The 23,707-nt window shown below is 59.4% G+C and carries 20 protein-coding genes; 9 read left to right on the forward strand and 11 right to left on the reverse strand.

The window, feature by feature from the left end; genetic code table 11:
* The first annotated feature begins 15 nt into the window (after positions 1–15).
* The 3 genes from EQZ23_RS15665 (at position 16) to EQZ23_RS15675 (ending at position 2,479) form a co-directional block, all read left to right on the forward strand.
* Entirely contained in the window at positions 16–858 is an 843-nt protein-coding gene (locus tag EQZ23_RS15665; protein ID WP_128455333.1) for a cytochrome c1, read from the forward strand.
* 146 nt (positions 859–1,004) lie between these two features.
* Entirely contained in the window at positions 1,005–1,553 is a 549-nt protein-coding gene (locus EQZ23_RS15670; RefSeq protein WP_128455334.1) for an adenine phosphoribosyltransferase, read from the forward strand.
* 290 nt (positions 1,554–1,843) lie between these two features.
* Positions 1,844–2,479 (forward strand): hypothetical protein, encoded by a 636-nt coding sequence (locus tag EQZ23_RS15675; protein ID WP_128455335.1) that lies wholly within the window; start codon positions 1,844–1,846, stop codon positions 2,477–2,479.
* 210 nt (positions 2,480–2,689) lie between these two features.
* On the opposite strand, the gene EQZ23_RS15680 is transcribed toward EQZ23_RS15675, so the two are convergent.
* From EQZ23_RS15680 to EQZ23_RS15690, 3 genes are all read right to left on the reverse strand, one after another.
* Positions 2,690–3,151, reverse strand: coding sequence for a MaoC family dehydratase (locus tag EQZ23_RS15680; protein WP_128455336.1), 462 nt, complete (start codon positions 3,149–3,151; stop codon positions 2,690–2,692).
* Positions 3,152–3,165: 14 nt separating this feature from the next.
* On the reverse strand, positions 3,166–4,470 hold the full coding sequence (locus EQZ23_RS15685) for an ectonucleotide pyrophosphatase/phosphodiesterase (protein ID WP_128455337.1): 1,305 nt from the start codon (positions 4,468–4,470) through the stop codon (positions 3,166–3,168).
* A gap of 478 nt (positions 4,471–4,948) precedes the next feature.
* Positions 4,949–6,244: a reverse transcriptase domain-containing protein gene (locus tag EQZ23_RS15690; RefSeq protein WP_128455338.1), complete on the reverse strand. Its 1,296-nt coding sequence runs from the start codon at positions 6,242–6,244 to the stop codon at positions 4,949–4,951.
* A gap of 763 nt (positions 6,245–7,007) precedes the next feature.
* On the opposite strand from EQZ23_RS15690, the gene EQZ23_RS15695 reads away from it, so the two are divergent.
* On the forward strand, positions 7,008–9,872 hold the full coding sequence (locus tag EQZ23_RS15695) for an N-6 DNA methylase (protein ID WP_128455339.1): 2,865 nt from the start codon (positions 7,008–7,010) through the stop codon (positions 9,870–9,872).
* A gap of 498 nt (positions 9,873–10,370) precedes the next feature.
* Here the strand turns inward: EQZ23_RS15695 and EQZ23_RS15700 are convergent, their stop codons facing one another.
* From EQZ23_RS15700 to EQZ23_RS15715, 4 genes are all read right to left on the reverse strand, one after another.
* Positions 10,371–13,505, reverse strand: a complete 3,135-nt coding sequence (locus tag EQZ23_RS15700) for a DNA polymerase domain-containing protein (protein WP_128455340.1) — start codon at positions 13,503–13,505, stop codon at positions 10,371–10,373.
* A complete protein-coding gene (locus tag EQZ23_RS15705) occupies positions 13,502–13,864 on the reverse strand; it encodes a hypothetical protein (RefSeq protein WP_128455341.1) in 363 nt (120 codons plus the stop codon). Before EQZ23_RS15705 ends, EQZ23_RS15700 begins: the two co-directional genes overlap by 4 nt.
* An 11-nt stretch (positions 13,865–13,875) precedes the next feature.
* Positions 13,876–14,451, reverse strand: coding sequence for a hypothetical protein (locus EQZ23_RS15710; protein WP_128455342.1), 576 nt, complete (start codon positions 14,449–14,451; stop codon positions 13,876–13,878).
* A gap of 126 nt (positions 14,452–14,577) precedes the next feature.
* On the reverse strand, positions 14,578–15,189 hold the full coding sequence (locus EQZ23_RS15715; RefSeq protein ID WP_128455343.1) for a hypothetical protein: 612 nt from the start codon (positions 15,187–15,189) through the stop codon (positions 14,578–14,580).
* Positions 15,190–15,288: 99 nt separating this feature from the next.
* Here EQZ23_RS15715 and cas1 point away from each other — a divergent pair, with 99 nt between their 5' ends.
* Entirely contained in the window at positions 15,289–16,362 is a 1,074-nt protein-coding gene (gene cas1, locus EQZ23_RS15720) for a CRISPR-associated endonuclease Cas1 (protein ID WP_128455344.1), read from the forward strand.
* Between the two features lie 91 nt (positions 16,363–16,453).
* Here the strand turns inward: cas1 and EQZ23_RS15725 are convergent, their stop codons facing one another.
* From EQZ23_RS15725 to EQZ23_RS15735, 3 genes are all read right to left on the reverse strand, one after another.
* Positions 16,454–17,497: a YaaC family protein gene (locus tag EQZ23_RS15725; protein WP_128455345.1), complete on the reverse strand. Its 1,044-nt coding sequence runs from the start codon at positions 17,495–17,497 to the stop codon at positions 16,454–16,456.
* Positions 17,498–17,823: 326 nt separating this feature from the next.
* Positions 17,824–19,458, reverse strand: coding sequence for a hypothetical protein (locus tag EQZ23_RS15730; RefSeq protein ID WP_128455346.1), 1,635 nt, complete (start codon positions 19,456–19,458; stop codon positions 17,824–17,826).
* 54 nt (positions 19,459–19,512) lie between these two features.
* Positions 19,513–19,884, reverse strand: coding sequence for a hypothetical protein (locus EQZ23_RS15735; protein ID WP_128455347.1), 372 nt, complete (start codon positions 19,882–19,884; stop codon positions 19,513–19,515).
* 157 nt (positions 19,885–20,041) lie between these two features.
* On the opposite strand from EQZ23_RS15735, the gene EQZ23_RS15740 reads away from it, so the two are divergent.
* The 3 genes from EQZ23_RS15740 to EQZ23_RS20355 all read left to right on the forward strand — a co-directional run bounded on the left by EQZ23_RS15740 (position 20,042) and on the right by EQZ23_RS20355 (position 21,116).
* Entirely contained in the window at positions 20,042–20,272 is a 231-nt protein-coding gene (locus EQZ23_RS15740; protein ID WP_240663610.1) for a hypothetical protein, read from the forward strand.
* Positions 20,273–20,334: 62 nt separating this feature from the next.
* Entirely contained in the window at positions 20,335–20,634 is a 300-nt protein-coding gene (locus EQZ23_RS15745; protein WP_128455349.1) for a hypothetical protein, read from the forward strand.
* 80 nt (positions 20,635–20,714) lie between these two features.
* Entirely contained in the window at positions 20,715–21,116 is a 402-nt protein-coding gene (locus EQZ23_RS20355; RefSeq protein WP_240663611.1) for an excalibur calcium-binding domain-containing protein, read from the forward strand.
* Positions 21,117–21,135: 19 nt separating this feature from the next.
* Here the strand turns inward: EQZ23_RS20355 and ychF are convergent, their stop codons facing one another.
* Positions 21,136–22,233 (reverse strand): redox-regulated ATPase YchF, encoded by a 1,098-nt coding sequence (gene ychF / locus EQZ23_RS15755; RefSeq protein WP_128455350.1) that lies wholly within the window; start codon positions 22,231–22,233, stop codon positions 21,136–21,138.
* A 329-nt stretch (positions 22,234–22,562) separates the two neighbouring features.
* On the opposite strand from ychF, the gene EQZ23_RS15760 reads away from it, so the two are divergent.
* Positions 22,563–23,627: an NAD(P)-dependent alcohol dehydrogenase gene (locus EQZ23_RS15760; RefSeq protein ID WP_128455351.1), complete on the forward strand. Its 1,065-nt coding sequence runs from the start codon at positions 22,563–22,565 to the stop codon at positions 23,625–23,627.
* The last annotated feature ends 80 nt before the right edge of the window (positions 23,628–23,707 follow it).

The following is a 23,707-nucleotide window of genomic DNA, read 5'->3' on the forward strand; positions in this document are numbered from 1 at the left end:
CTCGAGGATACACACATGGTTCGTCTCATTGCATCCCTGGTCGGCGCGGCCTTCGTGCTGGTGCTCGGCATCGCGCTCTTCGGCAGCGTGGTCGGGGTCATCACCGATCCCGTCGCACCGACCGCAGAGAGCGTCGCGCACAAGCATCCGAAGGAGCTCGAGCTCGCCTCCAATGGCGTGTTCGGCAAGTTCGACCGTCGCCAGCTCCAGCGCGGATTCCAGGTCTACAAGGAAGTCTGCGCCGCCTGCCACTCGCTGCGGCTCGTCTCGTTCCGCGACCTGCAGAAGATCGGCTATTCGGAGCCCGAGGTTAAGGCGATCGCCAACCAGTGGGTGATCGAGCAGCCGTCGATCAACCCGGAGACGGGTGAAGCGGCAACGCGCAAGAACATCCCGTCGGATCGCTTCCCGTCGCCGTTCGCCAACGAGGTCGCCGCGCGTGCCGCCAACAACAACGCGCTGCCGCCCGATCTCTCGCTGATCACCAAGGCACGCGAGGAGGGCACCGCGTACGTCCACTCGCTGCTGACCGGCTACACGACGCAGCCGGCCGCGCTGCTGAAGGAATTCCCGGACATCAAGACGCCCGAGGGTCTCTACTACAACCCGTATTTCGCCAACCTCAACATCGCGATGCCGCCGCCGCTGACCTCCGACGGCCAGGTGACCTATGCGGACGGGACGAAGCCGACGATGGAGCAGATGTCGACCGACGTGTCGGCGTTCCTGACCTGGACCGCCGAGCCCAACCTCGAGGCACGCCACGCCGCCGGGTTCGCGTCGATCATCTTCATCCTGATCTTCTGCGGGCTTGCCTGGGGCGCCTACCAGAACGTCTGGCGCGACGTTAAGCATTGATGGCGACTGGGCGCCCACGGTAAGGGCGTACGGATACAGGGAGCGGCGGACGGGCAGGGTGCCTTGTCCGCCGCTTTCGGTTTGGCCGTAGCGCAGTGTCGCGCATCGGCGCATCCACCGCCTCCGTGCAGAGAGAAGGGAGCTCCATGCCCGATACCCAAGAGCGCAACGCCGACCTGAAGGCGCTGATCCGTACCATCCCGGACTTCCCCAAGCCCGGGATCCAGTTTCGCGACATCACCACCTTGCTGCTCGACCCGCACGGCTGGGCGACCGCGATCGAGCGGATGGTCGCGGCGGTTTCGGGGCCAATCGATCTGGTCGCCGGCATCGAAGCCCGCGGCTTCCTGTTCGCCGCTGCACTCGCCGCGCCGCTCAAGGCCGGCGTCCTGCTGATCCGCAAGGACGGCAAGCTCCCCGGCGCGACTATCGCCGAGGATTACGCGCTCGAATACGGCACGGACCGTATCGCGATCCACGCCGATGCGTTTGCCCCCGGCGCGCGCGTGCTGCTGGTCGACGACCTGATCGCCACCGGCGGCACCGCCCGCGCTGCCGTCCGCCTGCTCCACAAGGCCGGCGGCGTGGTCACGCAGGCGCAGTTCCTGGTCGATCTCCCCGAGCTGGGCGGCGCGGAAGCGCTACGCTCGGACGGCATCGAAGCAACCGCCCTGATCCACTTCCCCGGTCACTGATCGCACTCTTTCCCCGGAAGCCTTCCAGTCTTGTTCTTCCGCGGACGCGGGGGCCCAGCTAAATACCGTAGCGCACCGTTACCCTGGACCCCCGCGTACGCGGGGGGAACAGTAACGTGAGGCGTCCCGGTCCCGCCAAGCTGATGCGGAACTCAAACCCGTCAGACCGCTTTCCCGCCCCCGGTACGAAATCCCGTCAGACGCCGTTCATGGAACTTGCGACATAGTGTCTCCGTTGTGCGACGAATGGCGGCGCGTTGTGTCCGCCCTCCGCGTACGGGAGAATTTCCATGTTTATGAAACGCTTCGGCATTATCGGCCTAGCTCTGGGCCTCGGATTGGGCGTCGCCGGCTGCACTGACGGTTACGGCTATGGCGGTGCTGGCCTCGGCTATGCCAGCGATCCCTATTACGGGGGCGGGTATGGCGGCGGCTATTACGGCGCAGGGTATGACGGATTCGCAGGCTATGGCGGCCTGAATTCCTACTACGGCTGGAACGGCAATTATTATTATCCGGGTTCGGGCGTCTACGTCTACGATCGTAATCGTCGCCCGTATCGTTGGAACGGTGCGCAACAGCGCTATTGGCAGGGCCGTCGCGGGAATTATCGCGGTAACGGCAACTGGGGCAATTTCGCCCGCGGCAACAACCCCGCGGCGCGTGAGTATCGCCAGGATCGGCGCGAGGCCAATCGCGATTTCCGCCAGGACCGCCGCCAGGATCGCGGTCAACTCCGCAACGGCCAGGTCACACCGGGTCAGTTCCGCGGCGAGCGTCGCGAAGCGCGCCAGGAATATCGCGGCGAGGCCCGTCAGGATCGACGTGAATACCGCCAGAATCGCGGTGGCCAGGGGCGTGGCTTCGGTGGAGGTAACCGCGGATTCCGCGGCGGCAATCCCAGTGGCGTTCGTACGCCCAAGTAACTTACACCCCGGGAACTAGCGCAGCTTGGCCCAAGCGAAGGCGCGAAGGCGCGAAGAGAAAAGATTGGTTCGCGCGGAGACGCGTAGAGATTCTAAGGTGGCCAAGCCGTCGCGCGGAATCTGACCTTTCTCTTCGCGCCATTGCAGCTTCGCGTGAACCAAAAAAGCTCCGTCCCGGCACCCAGACGGCGTTCGGGACGAAACCAGCGATCAGCCGGCCGACGCCTCCGTGGGCCGCGTCGCGACAAGCCCGTTGGACACGAATGTCATCACCATCACGTCGTCCTGATTGAACACGCGCATCCGGCTCTTGAAGATCCCCATCTCGGGCCGGCTGGCCGAAACGCGCTTCTCCAGGACCTCGCTCTCGCACCGCAGCGTATCGCCGGGATAGACCGGCTTCAGCCATTTGAGCTCGTCGATCCCCGGCGATCCGAGCCCCGCCTGCCGGTTCGCCTTCAAATAACCGACCAGCATCGACATCGTCATCGCGCAGGTATGCCAGCCACTCGCCGACAGCCGGCCGAAATGCGTCTGCGCGGCAGCGTCGTCGGAGAGGTGAAACGGTTGCGGATCGTATTTCGCGGCGAAGTCCATCACCTCTTCGCGCGTGACGGCATAATGGCCGAACGACGCCGTCCCACCGACCGCGATATCCTCGAAATACTGCATCCGCGCCTCTCCTCTTATCGTTGCAACACCTTCTGGAAGGGCGCGTCGGTGCCGTCCAGTCCCGGTTCCGCAGGCAACCCGATCAGGTCGCGCAGCAGCGGTTCGATCGCGACATTGTCGAAGCTCGGAATCGTCTTGCCGCGGGCGAAGGCCGGCCCGTTGGCCAGGAACAGCGCGCGCATCTCCGGCGCCATATTGTCATAGCCATGCGCGCCACCCGCCGACGCCTTGGTGGGCGCGGTCAGCTCGACCTTCCAGCCGACATCGGCGAGACACAGATAGCTCGGCACGCGCGGGTTGCGGCCATAATGGAAGCGCGCGGGGATCTCGCTTTTCCGCCAGCATTGCACGTGATCGTGGCGCTTCAGCAACCGCGCCTCCAGCGCCGCCTCGTGCCCCGGCACCGCGAACAGAGTCGCATAGGGTCCGCTCTCGACCACGCGGTAATCCGCCTTGTCGGCGACCGTGTCGAGCGCGACGACCCGCGTGCTGCTGGTCGCGGCCATGCCGTGGTCTGCGACGATGACGAGGTTCGCCGGCTGGCCCAGCGTGGCGAGCCCGTCGATCAGCATGCCGATGCTCGCATCGACGTCCGCGACTGCCTGTGTCGTCGCGGCGCCATCGGGGCCGTTCGCATGCCCCGCGCTGTCGACCGTATCGAAATACAACGTCACCAGCTTCGGGCGGATCGCCGCGGGCCGCCGCATCCAATCGATCACCGCGTTGACGCGCTGCGTGCCGCTCACCTGCTGGTTGAACTGCTGCCAGTCCTCGGGCCTCGTCCCGCCCTCGATCGCGCCGTGGCTGTTCGGTTTGGCGGTGCCGCCGACCGCGACGTTCGCGCCCGGCCAGAACATCGTCGCGGCCCGGATCCCGGCCTTCTCCGCATCGACCCAGATCGGCGAACTCTCGCTCCACCAGAACGGATCGTCGGTCGCCATCGTGAAGGTCTCGCCCGGCCGCGCCGGATCCTCCATCTTGTTGCCGACGATCCCGCTCCGGTCGGGGCGCAGCCCGGTGACCAGCGTCCAGTGATTGGGGAAGGTGACGCTCGGGAACGACGGCCGCATGCTCGCGAAAACGCCGCTCGTGCGCAGGCGATTGAGGTTGGGCGTCACGCCCCGATCGAGATAATCCGGGCGAAAGCCGTCGATCGACACCAGGATCGTGACCGGCGCGCGTGCCTCGCCCGGCATCGCCGCCGCGGCCGTCGTTGTCGGGGCGGGGGCCGTGATCGGTGCAAGGGCAGGGGGCGTGAACGGATAGGCGCACCCGGCGAGCGTCAGCCCCAGGAGTGCGAGCGCAGTCGTCTTGATCATAACCGTTCGTCCCGAGCAGGTGCCGACTTCGCGCGGTCCTTACGCGGCACGACCGGCGAGTGGAAGCGATCCGTCGGGCCGGCGTCGTTCCGCAGCCGCAGTCATTGTGCGACGCCCCAAGATGCGGGTTCGTTCGAAAACAGCACCTCCCCGGCGGAGGCCGGGGGGTATAGTGATAGGTGGCGGAAATTGCATTCGTGACCACAGTGTTCTCAGCGGCGCCTGCTGGCCGACGCTTTACTATTGTCATCGATTACGAAATTATCGGAAGCTCGTCCGCCGACGGTGACGTATCCTAGAGCGGCGCGACGCGGATATGCGCTAGGTACGCGGCCAGTGCTTGTCGTTCAGCAAAGATATGCGTGATCCCATAATCAGTCCGCGCCTGAGAGAGGTATAAGCCTCTGTTCTCGTCGCGACGCTAGAGCGGCGGATCAGATTCACGAAGCAATCGGTTTATCCGACCACGCTTCCAGACCTATGCGAGTGCCTTCGATATCTCGTGTGCCATACGTGTCCGAACGATCCCGGAATAGTTTTTTAACTGACTTCCGATCGGCTGACCTAACGAGCCGAATGTTTCGATAGCTCGCTTTGCGTATGTCCAAAACGTCCACGTGTCATAGTTGCCGGTCTGGTCGAAGTCGGCGACTCGACCATAGCGTTGCATGAACCTGGGGGCATCGAACTTGCTTTCAATGTAAGCTTGGTCCCTCCCGGGATATCGCTTTACCAAAGCTCTCGCTTCTGCGCGTATGGACCGCGTTACCTTCCGATACAACCGAGACATCGTAGCATCGCGTAGATACGCCGCTTTACCGTCGTATCGAAAGCCAAGATATTCGAGGCCGTTTTGGCCTTGCTCGCCGTGCAGCTTAACGAACGCCTGCCCACCCGGCACGGAGTAATACCGAAGTACAGACGTTTTACTCTCTTTGATAACGATCATCGACCCGTGCTTCTTAATTTCCGCCATCGCGAAGTCCCGCGCCGCGACTGCTTCAGCGTCGCCGCCGGGAACGATAATAATAATATCGTCTGAATAACGAAAAAAGGCCCCTCCAATGGCGTCGACGTAAGCTTTCAGAGCACTATCAAAGTCGATTAAGTAGAGGTTTGCCAGCATGTCCGAGATCGGAGACCCCTGAGGGATACCGAAGTCGTCCTTGTTCGTTTCAATTAAGCTGGCGAACGAGCCACCTTTGCCGCATATTTTCTCGCGGAAATCGCCGTTAGAGCATAATTGGCGCGGCATGTCCTTAAATCCGGTCGTGTAAACCGGAATCTGGCTTGAGCCTTTTGCTTGCCATTTGAGAAAACCAAGTCGTTCGTATGCGGCGTCGCGATCGACTATCGCGTACCGCGTCATAGCGCGGAAGACTGCTGCATGGTCGCGCGGAAGTTCCGCCACCCCCAGCAAGCCACACCATTGTTGCCGCAGCAGCTGGTGGTCGATGCTCTCGAAAAACTTGCTGATATCGAGCGTTACGACTGCCGCGTCGCCATACGCCCGAATGACGTTGAAAGCGTCCAAGGCAAAATCAATGTTGGATTTACCTTTGCCCTCTGGCGTCGCCAGCTTTCGGTAAGCGATAACGTTACCGTCGAGACCGCGTGCTTTCAAAGCCGCTTCATACGGCTCGCGAAGAATGTGCCGATAAAAGGAATAAATATAAGCATCGCGTCGGCTTGCGAATCTAAGTTGCCGGATCTTTTTGGCGGGTTTACCGCCTTGCTTATCTCGGTACGGCTGCCACTTTTCTTCGAACCGCATGAAGGGATAGAAGCTGTTGCGGGCAACCGCATCAGGATCATGTACCAGCTTCTCGATATCGCTAGGCCGTATCGGCTTATCGAAGTGCGGATAATGCTTAAGTGTCGGAGACCAATCGATTGCGCCCGCTCCACGAGAGGGGGGAAGAACAATCCGCGTCCCATGCGGACCTTTCCTATCGGAAACGTACTTCCCCCAGCACCATTATCTGTCGAGCACCATTCCTAACGCTCTGCTGGGACATTTTCGAACGAAATCGAGTATACTGTAACAGTGGCGATCATCGAGACTTGCGTCTGGACCGATCATCCCATCTTCATTCAAGCGAGCGAGGCGACAATGCGCGACACCAACGAGAAATTAGCTGTTGACGGTATAAACAACCTACTCCCTCACTTACGATCGGGATGAAGGGGGCATAGCACCGCGCGGCTCCGCCGTAAACGTAATCACAACAATTTTCGCGAACCGCTCGCGCCCGATATTTTGAACGGTGACTCGCGCTAAACGGGGACGCTGCCGACGTTACCCTTAGGAAAACCCGTGCGCGCCTGCCAGCACTCGCCGTATATCAGCAGAGCACCGTGTTCGCTGGTCGCACCTCAGATAGTTGGCTGGCGACTTGATTAGGCGGGCAGCATGCCCCTATCGAATCCAGAACGCCTTTGCTCGTCGCGTCCTGGGCTATCATGGTGGGCGACGGATTGCCGTCGGATGGCTACAGTCGGCATCCAGATAACCTAGGCCGTGTTGGAGAGCAAAATTGACCGATGGCGTCTTTGATGTCGCGCTTACGCACGGCCTCCTCGTCGATCTTCGCCGGGCAAACACCGAAGCCGCGAAAAAAGAACGATTTCTTCAATACCTGACATCGTTGTTTGCGGGCGACACCGCTGCGCAAGGCCTTGTTTCGAGCATGTCGCTGGGCGCCGAGCGCACGATCGCAAACATTCAGCGCGGCGGCAGGAACGCCAGAGGGCGTGCTGATACCCAAACTGAGACGGTCATCATCGAATGGGAGCGAGATTTGGCGCGCACCGGGGAGCACGCGAAGGAACAGTTGGAAGAGTATCTGCAAGGAAACTGGACGTCGGGGGAATCTTATCGATTCATTTTGATCGCTACCGATGGAATAAGGTGGAGGTGTTATGCTCCAGATTGGTCAAGGCTAAACGACAGAGGTTTCACGCTATCATCTAATTTTCAATTGCGCGAGACGCGGCGGTTTGACCTGACCAATGAGCGCGCTTCAGATTTTCCGTTCTTCTTAGATGAGGTTTTGTTTTCATCCAGGCAACGATTAGCTACGCTAGAAAATATTCAAGCGGATTTTGGTGATACGTCTATCGCTTTCATTAATTCAATCACGACGCTTCAGCGCGTTGCCGGTTCTATTGATGAACAATCTGAGCTGAAGGTCGCCTATGAGCAATGGCGTCGATTCTTGAGTATCGCGTACGGTCGTTTCGACGGTTCGCCTGACATGTTCTTGGTTCATACTTATCTGTCTATCTTCGCAAAGATGATTGCATATGCTGTTGTTGCACGTGATGCCGCGGAGGACGAAAACACGACCCGCGGAATTTTGTCCGGTGAAGTTTTTGAACGAATGAACGTCGACCGGTTTGTCGAGGATGACTTTTTTCATTGGGTGCATAAGCCAGAGTTTTTTACACAATTACGGCCGGTTTTTCGCGAAATAACCAGGCAACTTCGAGCTTACGACTTCTCTATCGTACAAGAAGACATTCTAAAGGGCGTCTATCAGGAGCTTATTGATCTCGATACCCGTCACTCTCTTGGAGAGTATTACACCCCGGACTGGCTTTGCGAACGTGTCGTGACGTCTCTACCCATCCACAACACATCAAGAGTACTTGACCCTGCCTGTGGTAGCGGCTCATTCTTACGGGCTGTGTTGGCTCATAAGCGGTCTCGTCACCCTGATCTTGACGCGGCAGCACTTGCAACCCAAGTTGTGGGAATAGATATTCACCCACTCTCTGTCCAGATTGCAAAAACAACCGTTCTTCTTGCCCTTGGCGATCTTGTCTCCCAGTGCCAAAGGCCAGTAAACCTGCACGTATATTTGGCAAACTCTTTAACTGTTCCCCAAGAAACCGCCGATCTTTTCGATAACACCTTTATTGTTACCGTCGACAACTCCCAGTACGTATTAGACATTCGTGGATTTAATTCTCCAGACCAGTTTGACCAGATCATTACATTTTGTGACGATCTCGTTTCTTCCCATCCCGCTGGAGTAGGCAGACCACTATTCGGCCGATTGATCGGAAGCTATCTGCCTAGCCACGCTTCTGAGCAAATCATAACGCAGCTATTTGATGTATACTCGGCGATGAAACGCGCTTCAGATGAGGGTAGGGATACAATATGGAAGTTTATCCTTCAGAATTCGTACAAACCTATATTTTTAGGTGGCCGGTTTGATTTCATCGTCGGGAATCCCCCTTGGCTTACCTACGCGGGCGTATCCAACGCGGAATATCAAAGTCTACTATTGAGGCTATCAGACTCTTATAGGGTAACCCCTGCGCGACGCGCGAATATGCCTCACCTAGAGATAGCCGCGATTTTTCTCGCTCATGCTTCGAATTATTTCTTGATCGACGGTGGAATTATTGCGTTTGTTATGCCCCGAAGTTTTATGAGTGCTGATCAGCATGAGAACACGCGGGCTGGACAAATCTCTGGGTTCCAGCTTACCGAGGTGTGGGATCTCGACGGAGTCTCTCCATTATTTCGCGTGCCGTGCTGTGTGCTTTTCGGGCGCAAGATTCCGCAGGCAGCTTCATCAAGCCCCATCCCAAGCGCAGGTATTCGTGGACTGTCCTTTGAGGGAAGGCTGCCTCGCTCACACATGCATTGGAGTGAGGCTCAGCTCAGGATCGCTGAGCATCCCCGCGTATGGTTCTACTCTCGACTACAGGAAACGCGGGGAGCCACTCGATCGGCACTCACGCCTGAAAACGGCGCAGGGATGAGCGGCGCGAATGCATATGCAGATCGTTTTACCCAGGGAGCGACGATCGTCCCTCGCAATTTCTTCTTTGTTCAAAATGAAGATTCAACCTGGACCGGCAATATGACGGGCCGGGTAGTGGCCCTCCGCACGTCTGACGAAAGCGAGCGCGATGCCAAAGCGCCTTGGAAGGGAAACATAATTCGGCGTCGAGCCGAAGGTTCCTTATTGTTCCGAACTGTCATTTCCCGCAATCTCGTCCCGTTCGGCTTGGTCGAGCCAGTTCTTGTTCTCCTACCCGTTGTAGAGCGAACCGCCGCTGACGACACTCGCTCCTTTGAGGTCCTAGACTCGGAGGGTTTGCTCGCTGAGGGCTTTTCCTACGCAAGCACTTGGTTTCGCGAGGCGGAGCGGCTTTGGGAGGTAAACAGAACAGAAAAGAATGCGGAGCGCGGGACAACCTTATCGCAATATCTAGATTGGCAATCAAAGCTATCTGGTCAGATTCCGACGGATCGCTATCTGGTATTATACACTTCGTCATCAACTGATGCGAGTGCATGTGCTGTAGACAGGCTTTCTTTCGACTATCCTTTTGTCGCAGACCACAAAAGCTATATTTGCTCATGCCGATCTATGGAATAAGCGAATTATGTAAGCTGCTACCTAAACTCCAATTGGGCCAACGAAAAGATTAAGGCCTACCAATCCAGAGGCCTTTTCGGCCCCCGCGATATACATAAAACGATCTTAAAGTTACCATTTCCACGATATGTTGCGACGAATGAAGCGCACAAAGCTTTGGCGGCAATGGGTGTTGATTGTAGTCTAAAGGTCGCCGCGGCGATCACGAGGATGAACTTTACCGACACCTCTTCGCGAGCCTTAGGCCGACTGAGATCGCAACTCCGACGAGAATTGGTGGACGAGCTTTCCGCAATCGATCAGGCTGTGAGTGAACTTTCGGTCGGCCGATCTGAGGCAGCTCAGCAGAATGCGATTAGGCGGCGTCAGCGACCTCCATCAACGGGTCGGTTGCTATAAAGTCAACTGCACGTCCTTCGGATAGCGCCAGCGGCTGCGTCAACCTTATAACGTAGTCGATAGGAGGACATGATTGCGACCGATGCATACCGGCTCGATTCAAGCGCTACTGGTGGTGCACAAGGTGACAAGTGTCCTTCGTAAATTCGACGGATCCACGCGCAGCCTGCGAGCCGTTTCGCGTAGTCCGTCGCGATCGATCGCAATCCGCAATATTGACAGTTCCTCCTGTCTTTCCTGACTAAGTTTTTCGCACAGACGAAGGGCGGCGGGCAGACGTAGCGCGATCTTCTGCAGCCGAGCTATGTCCTGCCTAGCCGGGCTGACGGAAGTTACTGCCCTTAACTGTTTCGCTGAAATGTGAAGCGCACGTGCGGTCATTCGCTCGCCAAACTGTCGCACACATGTTCGGACCCCCTCGGATACGTCGTCGGTTAAAACTCCGTAAGTCACCTCGCTATCGAGGCTCAGCCCAAGCACGGCCTGCCGCTCCCAATCGTGCGATTCCTTTCCGATATGCCGTGTCTCGGTCATGCGCACGTGCCGCCTGATTGTTGTGCCTCGATCGTCATAGTCTGCATTCAGGAACTTTGATTCCGGCGAGAGGTGATACTGCGCAAGCGCGCTAACGTAGATTCTCAGCGCGGCAGCGGCGACCGGCTGGCCGGTATCTCGATCGAACGCGGATGCGAGGGCAATGGCATGATCTGTGTCGAACGGCGCAATCGGTTTCATTTTACTGATCTTTTTGCGCCGCCCTCGCCGTGGCGCAGCGACGACACATTCGCCTTTAAATCCGAATGCCTCTGTCATCGACAGCAAAAACCCGAACGGTTTTACCTGATCGCGATAGGGACGGGTGGCGTTGTAGCGCTTGAACCATGCGAGCAATTCCGGCGAAGTTGCAGAATAGCGACTGATGGCCGGATTAAGCAGCGCGGGGTGATAATCGAGCCTGACCTGATCGGGTGTGTCATGCAACGAGGCCATCACAATGTGATGCCACAAATCGCAATGCCAGCGCTCGATGCCCGTGCCTAAAACTGAATCGTGCGGGACAGGTAAATCGGTTGGCGCATCCTTCTCCTCATACGGCTTCACGAGATGCCCAAGTCCGTGCGCCGATACCTTGCGCATAATAGGCGTGCCGTCCGTCGCATAATTGAACAACGCGTAGCGCTTCGACGATATGGCGAGACAGTAGAGCGGTTCCGGTTCGCCCGTTGCTAGCGAGCTGTTCACATCCTCAATTTTCAGGATCGACCCGCCAAAGTCGTAGGGATTGAGCGAGGCAAACCAGTCGACGACAGTCGTAGCCCGCCTTGCGAACTCGTCCGAACCCATGTCGTCCGGCTTGGCGATTGCCATGCTGTCCGTGTCGCAAAATGACCAATCCAATCCTTGATCGGCAATAAGGCGTTCGGTGATAGCAAGCATGAGGCGTGCCGCGCCGGTGATCAGCGTGGCCAAAAGCGGGTGGAAATACGTTCCCGGCATTTCGCTCTTGTCGGTCTTAAAGCTGTAGGGTTGGCAGGTCGCGCTATGCACGGTCATCGGCTTGCGGAATGGCCGCGTCTCGACATTGACCTCTACCCAAATCCCATAGCTGGTCGAGTTTGCGCAGATTTTGAGCGCGTGCTGTTCCGTGTCTAGCCGGACGCGCTCATCACCTTTTGCCGCTTTCATATCCTGCTTAACCGTCTGGCGAAGCTCGATGACCCGTTTGAACATGTCCGTCGTAAGCGGATCCACGCAGTATAAGGGGTTTCCGGCTATGTTGATCGGGCGCAATCCAGATTGCACCTCACCCGGCAAAAACGTCAGCGCTTCGACAACCTTTGGCGCCTTGCCGGTCAGCAGTTTTGCGGCGACGCAGTCGGCAAGCGTAAACCACAGTGGCAACTCGGCACTCAGATAGTTGGCGCCGATGGTGGTTGCGGGCTCGCCTTCGTATCCGGCGCGAACAGGAAAAATGTCGGCATCAGGCAGGACACGAACAAGCGTCGTCATTTGCGACCATGTCTCTTGCGATTGCAGAGCGTCCAAGTCGATCCGATCGAGAAACGACCGCGTTTCGTCAGACGTATCACGCCATGTCATGCCTTCTGCGATCACGAAGCGCCACAGCCCCATGAGCGTACAAACGGTTGGGTACATGGACAGGAAATCGCAGAGCATTACCTGCCGGATTTCGCGCCTGATCCTCACTTCCGATCGGCCGCCGTAATAGCTCGCCATAATCTGAGCGATAACGTTGCTAGGGACCTCGGGCTGGCTTTTGCGCCACGGCACGATGCCCATTTCGCGGATATAGCCCTTGCCTATACTCGCTTCGCTATAGACCTTTTCCGGGATGGTACGGGTAAGGTTGAGCTTGTCGAAGCGGTCAATCAGTTCCGCATAGCATTCCCAAGTGGCCTGCACGTCGCGCACGGCATAATGTATCATGTCCTCGGTCACTGGACCGGCAAACTCGTCGAAATCGAGCTTGGGGTTCGGCACCACAAGAAACCGTGACAATGACGACAGCGAGAAGCCCCGTGCGAAGATCGCGTTTGCGAGTGTTTTTACATCGACGAAATGCCCGCGTCGAATACCAGTTCTGACGCCACGGTTGCGCTGCCCCCGTCCGTCCGGTTGGCGCATCGGTGCCGCGAAGGACATCGATGCGGCCTTTTGCGACATATGCTTGATGCGGACAGTCGGGTAGATTTTCTGGCACGATAGGGCGAACGTGAACGCTCCGCGCATCGTAGCTGTCTCACTATCGAGCGGCACCCGTGCGGTGCCGTGACGGATCGCTAGTCGCGATATATCAAACGGTAGATTAAACCCGACGATTGTGGCGCGGTGCTGATACGCTTGTGCGAAGAATACCTCGTCTACAAATTCTTCGCGTGTGCGCAGCGTCAATCCGTTAGCATAGGCATAAGCCCGCAGCGTCGCCAGTTCATCAGACGTGACGCCCTCCGGGTCGTAGAAAGCGCCGGACTCTTCCAGCGTGTCGCCGCTGCGGTATTGATACGCGCCGAATCTCAAAGATTGCGCGGCATCAGTGCCCGTCTCGGTATCGAAGATCAGGACGCGGCCTGACGATGGCGTAACCGATGCTTTTCTCGGGGTCTTTGGCCTTGCGCCAACCTCGTCGGGCAGAACCCTGAACGTTGGCACGGCGTAAGCGCGAAGCGCGACCGCCAATTCATCGGTGACGGGCGGGATGGGAAAGCCGCTCATTTCGGACCACCTTCGACCACGCTCGCGCGTGCAATCAGCGCTAGACCAAACTCCTGCAGTTTTTCGACGATGATGCGGAGCATATCGACCAGCCCCAAAAGAAAATGACCAATCGTGCTCAACAGTGGGTCGGCTTTGGGATCGACCGGCGGGTGATCTTTTTGCAAATCGCTCAGGACGCGATGGCAGTTCCGACAGATACAGACCGTTGCCTCATCTTGGCCGTGATCGGCGACGTGATGCAGTTCGAGGCATTGCCACCGATCGTCACCGCACTTGGCGCAGCGTGGATCATTGGTGCCAAGTATTTCCAAGCGCCGCTGTTTACGGGTTTCGCGGGCAATTTCGATCGTATTCATCTATAGTACTTTCACAGACTAAGCCGGTAGATTTCGTGGAATGGCTCGTCCCCGGCGTGGGCGAGACGGCGAAGTGTGTTCGGGCCGGTTTCGAGCGGGTGAGACACACCGCGATCATCGGTCACCGATCTGCCCGCAAATGGGGCCAACAGGTCAGCATCATTGGTGTTGAGAAAAGCTTTTACGGCATTGAGATGGTCGCCGTTGAGCGACGCCTGATCAAAGCCACGCAGTCGGGTGGTCGAAGCCTTGCCCTTAGATATGACGGTCATTTCACGAATGCGGTAATCTGTAATCTTCAGGGTACGCCCGCGTCCTTCGACTTGGACGTTCTCACGCAGGAATCGGCGGAGACGTTCGGGCGCGATGTGAAGTGCTCTTGCCGACGCGGCTTGATCGCGTGAATGGCGGTAGAGTTTTAGTGCGGCTTCAAAACGGGCGCTGTCTTTAGCCGTTGCCGGAAGGATTGGCCTTTCGCCTTCCCTCGCGTGTCCCCGAGCCTGCGAACGTGACAGGCCGCGTTCCGCCGCCTTAACGAGGCGGCGTTGATATTCAGCACTGTAATTGCGCAATCGGGGCATCGACATTCACCATCGCCGGTCGCGAAAATGCGAGGCGTCGATGGTAGGATCGTCAAACTACACAGGGTTGGGCAGAGTCTGAGTTTCCATAGCCCTTTTTATGGAAACTCTGAGAACTATGAACCAGCTATTTCAGTTACTTAACCTCTTGAGGTGGTTCCATATGACGGTATGGCTCGGACGCGAGCGTTTCGGAAACTTTGCCGGATTTTGCGCTGCAACCTCGGCCTGAATGGCCACAATCCGCTTTTCCTGACTGCGTTCCTCGAATTGCGGGTCAGTAATCCGCAAACGCTCTATTGCTGCCTCGATCAGCGGCGTGAACGGCTTTGGCCCCCGCTTTTTCGGTACAAGGGACGGCGCCTCGATGGCAGTACTCGAAGGTGACAATCGTTCAGGCGGACTGATTCTGACGCTCTCGTACCGCCAACCTGCCATCTCAAGATCGTCGTGTTTTCCCGCGCTAAGGCTCGGGCGATCGTGGAAAAAGTGTAGGGGAATAGGTATCGGTCCATCGCTCACTGTTGGCGTGACGCAACGTCCAATTGCTGTGAGTTTCCCGTCGCGCAAACGTTCCCAAAGGTCGATAACCAACATGGCGCGGTTTGCCTCGATGCCGCCCTCGGTGTCTGCATCACGGTACAGTTGCACAAGGCGATCGTCCCCAAACTCTACCAGCGCGTCGTTAAACGCGACGCCACTTTGCCATTGGTCGAACGATGCTGACTGATACGATTGGGACATATCAAGAGGGGCATAATAGCGCCGCGTTAACGTTGAATTGCTGCGGCAAATCAGCCGATTTCGGCTAGGTTCATTGCAACGCAATCGGATGACCCGCGAATGCTTGAAACTGCCATTTTTGCCAAAAACGATCCCGACGCGGATTGGGCAGAGCGATCTGAGTTTTGGTTGCAGTCGATCGTTGCCGATAAGCCAAAACGCCGGCTACGCCAGCGTAATCCCGCACCCCTGGTTTTGTGTGGGCATGGCGTTTCAATGCGGATTGAAAACGGCTCTCTCGTTATTCGCGATGGCTTCACCCATTATCCACAGAAACAATCCAAGTATCGATTTTTCCCGCATGATTTAGAATTGCCAAGCCGCATCCTATTGCTGGATGGCAGCGGGACGCTTTCCTTTGACGTGTTGTCATGGCTCGCGGAGCAGGACGTTGCACTGGCGCGGGTGAAATGGACCGGCGAGGTCGCCACGGTGGCAAGTGGTGGCGGCTATTCCGCCGATCGCGATAAGCTTGCTTGGCAAAATAAACTCCGCAATGACAATGTTCAGCGACTAGCCTTCGCAGCAGACCTTATCCGCCAGAAAATCACCGCGAGCATTACGACGTTAGAAATTGACATCCCGGCATCGCACGTACAGCGCGTCGCGATAAGTAAAGCGCATGCAGGGATCGATCAGCTCAAGTTTAAAACATTTGACGACTTGAATGCTATATTCGCAATCGAGGGCGAATGTGCATCCGCCTACTTCGCCGCGTGGAATGGACTGCCTATCGCTTGGACCGGTGCCGTACGCCGACCCGTACCCGAAAGTTGGCGAACCTTTAGCGGGCGTAGTTCATTAGCTACTGGCGTGAAGGCAGAAAACCGCAATGCCTCGCACCCCATCAACGCCCTGCTAAACTACGCATATGCCGTAAAGCTGGCGCACATGCAGTTACAGGCAATTGCCGATGGCTACGACCCCACGTTTGGAATCATGCACAATGGACGGCGCGGCAAACCAGCTTTCATACTCGACCTGATCGAGCCGCAACGCCCCGTCGTCGACTCGCTGATTTTGCGGTTCGTCAGCGAAAGGCGCTTTGCAGCCGCCGATTTCACTCTGCGAACAGATGGCGTGTGTCGCTTGTCGCCGCAACTTGCCCGTGCGGTAGCCAACTTGGTCAAGTGAAATGAAAGTTTGACTGCTTTCAACCCTGCCAAGGACCGCTGGCATTTCTCCTTCGATTGAACCTCGTGGTGCGTCCGCCTGTCCATTTAATTTAACTTCTCACGCCTGGCATTCGAAACTCTAGTCCTGTAATTTCGCAGGCCATCTCGTCGATGAATTGAGATGGAGCTAGCTCGATAAATTCAGTTAAGAGCCAGTTCGCTGAACCCGAGAGGTGTAAAGACAGTCCTTTAGGATCATATCGTGCAAGTTCGCTAAGTCGGTGCATACCTAACAGCATCAAAGTAAGACCGTACCTATCAATTGAATTGATCGAAGATATACGCCTTTTGAGATACCACAGGCCTTTAGCTGCAGAGATAGACACGACATCGACGCGAAGTTTTCGATGATATTCTCGAAGTCGAGCTAGCGATCGATCTTTATCGTCTTGCGACGCGCCTCGCTTGGGAAACCAGGAAATCCGCGCCTTCCGGCGAATTACCCAGCGATCCTCAATGCCTTCATCGATCTCAAATCCAGGTGGCATGTGTCGGAGCACCCGCCGATCGGCATCAAGCCCTTCAACCTCGCCCTCCAACCAAATCTTATTCTGAGTAGGGTGCCTTACGTAAGCCACATTAGAAAGAGCCATAAATAGGCCAGAAGACTTACGGCGAGTAAGTGTATAGGCTCTATGGATAAATGGCAGATTTGCCAGTATGTCTTCTAGTGAATGGGATCGACGAAGCTCTTTTTCGTTAAGGTGCCGAGATAGCTCTGCGGCTACTCCAGAATTTTGCAGCTTGCTTATCTCATTGACGAGCGAGCTCCTGGAGGATGCTGCTGATCCAGAAACCCCGTGAGATTCCGAAAAACTAATACCCTTAACTACAAGTAAGGCTTTTGTCGCATTTAGCATGCAATAATAAGCAGTTAGCGGGGCTGATGTTGCAGGCAGAAGTTTGGTTGCTGAATGAAAACTTTTAGCTTGAGTCCAATAAAATAGCGCCTCAGCTTGGCGCTGCCTTTTCAGCCATAGTTCGACATACTGGAAAGCGTCCCTAGCAAGAACTGTCTTTGTTCCCAGTTCAGGCGCGGTTATAGCCTTTTGAAAGAAAACCTCTCGATTTGAAAACCGAAGAATATCTGCCATTTGGGGACCCGACCTTTTTGTAGGCGCTTAGGCCACCAACTACGATCTTTGCATACGCAGGGGTCCGACGGAAGTGGCCCGGTTTCTCAAAGTGGTTTGAACATTATGATACAAGGGCTCCAGCCACAGACGCCCCAGCCTGTGGTCACAAATGCAATTTCAACCTGCTATCACTATACCCCCCGGCGGAGGCCGGGGTCCAGTTGGGGGACGTCGTTGATACGCGGTGCGCGTCGTTACTCCGGCCTACCCAGCTGGACCCCGGCCTCCGCCGGGGTGGTGACTGTGGGGGGCGTAGTGCCGACGCCCCTACGCGGCTCGATCGCCTACAACCCTACCGCCAGCTTGCTGAACAGCGTCCAGCTCACCGGCGCCTTGCCGTACGCCGCCTCCAGCGCCGCCGGCTTGTCATACGCCGCAACCGTCCCGCCAAGCGCCAGCCCGAGCGGCCCGACGATCTGCAGCCGGTACGCATAGCCGAGCTCCGCCTTGGTCACGCGGAACTTGGTGTCGTGCAGAGGATCTTCGTGATCGGGAAACAGCTCGTCGTTCGCGACATTCTCGACCCGGCCGAACACCGCATGGTGCGCCGAAAGCTCGTACGTCGCCTCGGCAAGGAACGCGCTCAGTTTCTCCCCCGGCACGCGGTCCTTCAGGCTGTACGCGAACGTCGTCGCAAGCCCGCCCCGCGCATATTGCACGCTGGCGGTCGTGCGGTTCTCGTCCTCGCCCGGATGCTGCGCCTCGGGCTCCTTCAGCCGGCCGTGGCTGACCTGCACCGCCACGAATGGCGACGGCGTCCACGTCCCCCGCACGCTCCACGAATCGAGCCTGGGCGTCTCAATCCCCCAGCGATGCTCGTCGGGCTCGCGCCCCTTGAACGCCGATGCCTCCAGCTGGAACGCGGGCGTCGCATAGCCCGCCGTCACCACCCCGTAAGTGATGTGAGTCGAATCGAACCAGTGATGCGTGATCGGCGACATCGGCTGATACCGCGCCGAGCCCCGGTGCATGAACGCGCTCGGCCCCAGCGCCGGCTCGCCGACCGGCCCGCCATACAGGAACACGGTGGCGCCATTGCCGAGCCGGTAATCGAGCTTGGCGGCCAGCTCCATGAACAGATCGTGCGGATGCTGGCGATCGACCAGCGGACGGTCGTTCGCCAGCTCGCCGGTCGCGAACAAGTTCGTATAGCCGCGCGCGCCCATCAGCGGTTCGAGGCTGTTCATCGTACGCAGCTGGATATGAAACCGGTCACCCAGATCGCGGTCCGCCATCAGCATCGCCATCGACTGCACGAACGCCTCACTTCGCCCACGCGGGCCACCCTGGTCGGTCACGACGCCCCAGGCATAGCCATGCGCCATCAGCATCCACTCGCCCGCCTGCGTCATATAGCCGCGCATCGGCCCCTCGGCCGCCGGCAGTCGCGAGGTGCCGCTGCCCTGGCTGTAGAACCCGGCGGACGTCCCCATCGCCATCCCCGCCATCGCGGCCCCTGCAGGCGCCTTGGCGAGCGCGGCATCGGACGCCGCGCGGTAGGCGGGGTCTGCGATCATCGCGTGGCCCCCCGCGCCATGATCCATGGTGTCGTGTTGCATCGCAGGCGCCATCTGACCGGCCGGCATCGCGCCATGATCCATTTGCGCATGATCCATGCCCGGCATAACCTCGGGCGCCGAAGCCGGGGGCAGCTGAGCCGCTTCGGCTGGCGCGGCCGGCATCGCATGCCCCATAGCGGTGTGATCCATGGTCGAATGATCGACCGGACTTGCCGCAGGCCCCTGTCGCGCTGCCGGGGCACGCCGAACCGCAACCCGCGGTTTCGCCTTCCTGGCGCTAGTCTTCTTGGGCGACGCATCTGGCATGGTCATGCCAGGCGCCATCGCGTGTTGCGCCACCGCCGAAACAGGCAGCATCGCCGCCGCGGCACCGGCCGCGAGCACAATAGGTCGAATCATCGTCTGAAATCCTTGGGAAAAGCCTGAAGATCGGGGTGCATCGGCACCCGGCGATCAGGCTCCCCGCGGAGGCCGCAAACCCGGCGCTACGCCCGTCCCGAGATCGAGCACCGCCGCCCGCTCGACCAGCATCGACGCCCCGCGTGGCGCCCCGCCCAGGATCCGCGCCGCACTCCAGTTCGACGGCGGCACGCAGCCGATGCACCCATGGGGCGGCGTCGCCTTGCGATCGGGCGAGTCGGGGTTCGCCCCGGCGTGATCCGCCACCGCGTGCTGCGTGCCGCTCGCACCGGTCATGTCCATCGCCGTCATGTCCATGACGCCAGCCCGCGCTTGCGAGGCCGACGCGTCATGACACGCTGCCGGCGCCGCCGCGGGAAACGCGAACGCGGCAAGGAGCAAAGCCAGGATGAAACGCGCAAGCATGGCGCCGGTCTAGCCCGCCGGACGCGTCTCCACAACCTTGGCGCAAGCCGTCGTTCGTGTCCGCAACACGACGGCGCGGCTGCGTTCGCCAAAGCGCTACCTCAAGCGCAGGCTTGCCCGACAGTCCCCGAGGGTTCACCGTTCACCGATGAAAAACGTGGATACCCCTCGTAAAAATGACGTCGCCAACGGCCACGCGGCGGACGTCTCGATCCGGATCGGGACCCGCGTAAAGTTCGACGCCTCGGTCACGAGCGCCGGCTTGCTGTCGATTGGCGCGCTCGTGACCGGCATCCTGCTGTCCACCGCAGTCGTGATCGTCGCGGCGGGCCGCAAGGGCACGAAGAGCCCGTTGCCTGCAGACAGTTCGACCAAGATCGCGGGCTGACGCTGGCTTGACCGGGCAGGCGGATGTGATCAGTCTGGGTCCAGGCAATCCGGGATCCCGATATGGACCATTTTCAAAGCTTCGTTAGCGCCATGGTGTCGACAGCCTTGGTCGTTGCCCTTGCTCGGTTGGCGTTGAGCTTTCTTTTGTCGGAACCGAAAAACTATATCTCCGCCCTGTGCGTGGGGGGCGGTTTTCTGCTCGGTCATTATCCGATCATCGGATTGCCCGACGATACCGATGCCGTTGCTTCGCTCGTAAGGTTCACCGGCAGCGCGGTGTGTCTCGTTATCTTCGGTGCCGGTTTTTTCTACCAGGCAAAACGGACGAACGCCGCCAACCACGCGAATGGGGCGTCGTGACCGTCCAGCCGCGCACGAGGCACCAAGTGGCGAGCCACCGGTAAATATTCCTAAACTCGGGGCCAGTATCACGCTCCGCCATGGAGCGTTCTTTCATCGCGATAACGGCGATCGCCGCGACACTGATGTTCGCCGGCGTGTGGAAAGCGACGGAACCGCGTTCGCCCGAAGTCCCCGCGGTCGTCGATACCGATCCGGTCTCCGTTACGGCAGCGCCGCCGCCGTCTGAGTTGCTGCAGAGCAAGGTGGTTTCGTCGCACCCAACTCCCGCAGAGGAGCCGTATAACGTCGTTCGCCCAGCCTATGGGGCGGCCCGGCCGGGCCGGCGCGCGGACGGTCTGTTAGAGAGTTCGGTGGTCTACAGCGGATGCCGCGAAGTCCGCGCCGCGGGGGCGGCACCCTTGTATCGCGGCTCCCCCGGCTACCGCGCCGACATGGACGGCGACGGCGACGGGATCGCGTGCGAGGACTATCGCCGCTAAACCCGCCGCCGCCGGCCGATCAGCTATGCAGGAAGTGCATCACGTCGCCGTCATGGACGACGTACGCCTTGCCTTCCGCGCGCAGCTTGCCCGCCTCGCGTGCCTTCGACTCGCCGCCGAGCGCGATGAAGTCGTCGAACGCGATCGTCTCCGCGCGGATGAAGCCCTTTTCGAAATCGCCGTGGATCTCGCCCGCCGCCTGCGGTGCGGTCGCGCCCGCATGGACGGTCCAGGCGCGCGCTTCTTTCGGGCCGACCGTGAAGAAGGTCAGCAAATGGAGAAGCTTGTAGCCGGCGGTGATGACGCGGGCGAGGCCGGTCTCTTCCAGCCCCAGCTCGCCCAGGAATTCGCTCCGATCCTCGGCCGGCATCGTCGCAATTTCCGCCTCGATCGCCGCCGACACGACGACCGCCTCGGCGCCCTCGGCTTTCGCCTTCTCGAACACGCGCGCCGACAGCGCGTTGCCGTTCGCCGCATCGCCCTCGCCGACGTTGCACACGTACAGCACGGGTTTCGCGGTCAGCAGCTGCGCCTGCGCGAACATGCGCGCCTCGTCCTCGTCCTTCGGCACGGTCAGCCGCGCGGGCTTGCCCTCGCGGAGCAGCTCGAGCGCCTGGCCCAGCACGGCGGCGCCGATCTTGGCCTCCTTGTCGCCCTGCATGCCCTTCTTGGCGAGGTTGGGGACTCGCTTTTCGAGGCTTTCGAGATCGCTCAGCATCAGCTCGGTATCGACCGTCTCGGCATCGGCGATCGGATCGACCTTGTTGTCGACATGCGTCACGTCGCCGTCCTCGAAGCAGCGCAGCACGTGGACGATCGCGTCGACCTCGCGAATGTTGCCGAGGAACTGGTTGCCGAGCCCTTCGCCCTTCGACGCGCCGCGCACCAAGCCGGCGATGTCGACGAAGCCCAGCTGCGTCTCGATGATCTTCTGCGAACCCGCGATCTTGGCGAGCGCGTCGAGCCGCTTGTCGGGCACGCCGACGTTACCGACATTGGGCTCGATCGTGCAGAACGGATAGTTCGCCGCCTGCGCCGCGGCCGTCTCGGTCAGCGCGTTGAAGAGGGTGGACTTGCCGACGTTCGGCAGCCCCACGATGCCGCAGCGAAAACCCATGATATGCCCTTGGTATAAGAATGTGGGGGCGCTTTAGGGCAGGGTGCGGAGGAACGCCAGCATTCGCCCACGTCCGCCCTGATCCTCCCCCGCGAGGGGGAGGTGGCAGGCGTCAGCCTGACGGAGGGGGGGGTAAGCGATGACTGCCGTTCCGTGTCCTCCCCCTCCGTCGCTTCGCGCCACCTCCCCCTGGCGGGGGAGGATCATCGCTATCGACTGATCGACCCACTCGATCGCTGCAGTGCAGCAAAAATTATCATACCAATCGGTAGATATTGCTAAACCCGTGCATATATCGGGTTCTGCCTGTTCACAGCGCTAGGAATTTCATGACGACCACCGCCAACGGCTTTGCCGCGCAATCCCCTTCGACCCCGCTCGCGCCCTTCTCGTTCGAGCGCCGCGCGCCGGGCAAGACTGACGTCGCGATCGACATCCTGTTCTGCGGCGTCTGCCACTCCGATCTCCACACCGCCAAGGGCGAATGGGAAGGCACCCTCTACCCCTGCGTCCCCGGCCACGAGATCGTCGGCCGCGTCAGCGCGGTCGGTGACGCCGTCACCAAGTTCAAGGTCGGCGACATCGCTGGCGTCGGCTGCATGGTCGACAGCTGCGGCACCTGCCCGTCGTGTACCGACGGCGAGGAGCAATATTGCGAGACGACCGGCATGGTCGGCACGTATAACGGCCCCGATCCCGTCCTCGGCGGCCACACGTTCGGCGGTTACTCGGACCATATCGTCGTCGACGAAGGCTTCGTGCTGAAGGTCTCGCATCCCGAAGTCGACCTCGCCGCGGTCGCGCCGCTGCTGTGCGCCGGCATCACCACCTATTCGCCGCTGAAGCACTGGAAGGTCGGGCCCGGCCAGAAGGTCGGCATCGTCGGTCTCGGCGGTCTCGGCCATATGGGCGTCAAGATCGCCAACGCGATGGGCGCCGAGGTCTATGTCTTCTCGACCTCGCCGGGCAAGCGCGAGGATGCCAAGCGGCTCGGCGCGAAGGACCTGATCGTGTCGAAGGACGAGGCGGCGATGGCGGAGCACGCCAACAGCTTCGACTTCATCCTGAACACCGTTGCCGCACCGCACAATCTCGACCCGTTCCTCGAGTTGCTCAAGCGCGACGGCACGATGACGCTGGTCGGCGTGCCCGCCGAGCCGCACCCGTCGCCCTCGGTCGCCAACCTGATCTTCCGCCGTCGCCAGCTGGCGGGCTCGCTGATCGGCGGCATCGCCGAGACGCAGGAGATGCTCGATTTCTGTAACGAGCACGGCCTGGTGTCGGACATCGAAATGATCCGCATGGACGAGATCGAGCCGTCCTATCAGCGGATGATCAAGAGCGACGTGAAGTACCGCTTCGTCATCGACATGGCGTCGATGCCGGCGGCCTGATCACTCGGCCTGATCACAACCCCGCCGTCATCCCCGCGCAGGCGGGGATCTAGACGGGCAAGCCGGAGCGAGTATCGTCA

This window comes from Sphingomonas sp. UV9 (assembly GCF_004101245.1).
Classification (GTDB): Bacteria; Pseudomonadota; Alphaproteobacteria; order Sphingomonadales; family Sphingomonadaceae; genus Sphingomonas.

Coding starts and splice junctions, on each gene's coding strand:
- EQZ23_RS15685 (WP_128455337.1), bottom strand. CDS start 4,470: ATGATCAAGACGACTGCGCTCGCACTCCTGGGGCTGACGCTCGCCGGG.
- EQZ23_RS15665 (WP_128455333.1), top strand. CDS start 16: ATGGTTCGTCTCATTGCATCCCTGGTCGGCGCGGCCTTCGTGCTGGTG.
- EQZ23_RS15690 (WP_128455338.1), bottom strand. CDS start 6,244: ATGCGGTTCGAAGAAAAGTGGCAGCCGTACCGAGATAAGCAAGGCGGT.
- EQZ23_RS15735 (WP_128455347.1), bottom strand. CDS start 19,884: ATGCTTGCGCGTTTCATCCTGGCTTTGCTCCTTGCCGCGTTCGCGTTT.
- EQZ23_RS15680 (WP_128455336.1), bottom strand. CDS start 3,151: ATGCAGTATTTCGAGGATATCGCGGTCGGTGGGACGGCGTCGTTCGGC.
- EQZ23_RS15760 (WP_128455351.1), top strand. CDS start 22,563: ATGACGACCACCGCCAACGGCTTTGCCGCGCAATCCCCTTCGACCCCG.
- EQZ23_RS15715 (WP_128455343.1), bottom strand. CDS start 15,189: ATGTCCCAATCGTATCAGTCAGCATCGTTCGACCAATGGCAAAGTGGC.
- EQZ23_RS15705 (WP_128455341.1), bottom strand. CDS start 13,864: ATGAATACGATCGAAATTGCCCGCGAAACCCGTAAACAGCGGCGCTTG.
- EQZ23_RS15710 (WP_128455342.1), bottom strand. CDS start 14,451: ATGTCGATGCCCCGATTGCGCAATTACAGTGCTGAATATCAACGCCGC.
- EQZ23_RS15675 (WP_128455335.1), top strand. CDS start 1,844: ATGTTTATGAAACGCTTCGGCATTATCGGCCTAGCTCTGGGCCTCGGA.
- EQZ23_RS15670 (WP_128455334.1), top strand. CDS start 1,005: ATGCCCGATACCCAAGAGCGCAACGCCGACCTGAAGGCGCTGATCCGT.
- EQZ23_RS15725 (WP_128455345.1), bottom strand. CDS start 17,497: ATGGCAGATATTCTTCGGTTTTCAAATCGAGAGGTTTTCTTTCAAAAG.
- EQZ23_RS15700 (WP_128455340.1), bottom strand. CDS start 13,505: ATGAGCGGCTTTCCCATCCCGCCCGTCACCGATGAATTGGCGGTCGCG.
- ychF (WP_128455350.1), bottom strand. CDS start 22,233: ATGGGTTTTCGCTGCGGCATCGTGGGGCTGCCGAACGTCGGCAAGTCC.
- cas1 (WP_128455344.1), top strand. CDS start 15,289: ATGCTTGAAACTGCCATTTTTGCCAAAAACGATCCCGACGCGGATTGG.
- EQZ23_RS20355 (WP_240663611.1), top strand. CDS start 20,715: ATGGAGCGTTCTTTCATCGCGATAACGGCGATCGCCGCGACACTGATG.
- EQZ23_RS15730 (WP_128455346.1), bottom strand. CDS start 19,458: ATGATTCGACCTATTGTGCTCGCGGCCGGTGCCGCGGCGGCGATGCTG.
- EQZ23_RS15745 (WP_128455349.1), top strand. CDS start 20,335: ATGGACCATTTTCAAAGCTTCGTTAGCGCCATGGTGTCGACAGCCTTG.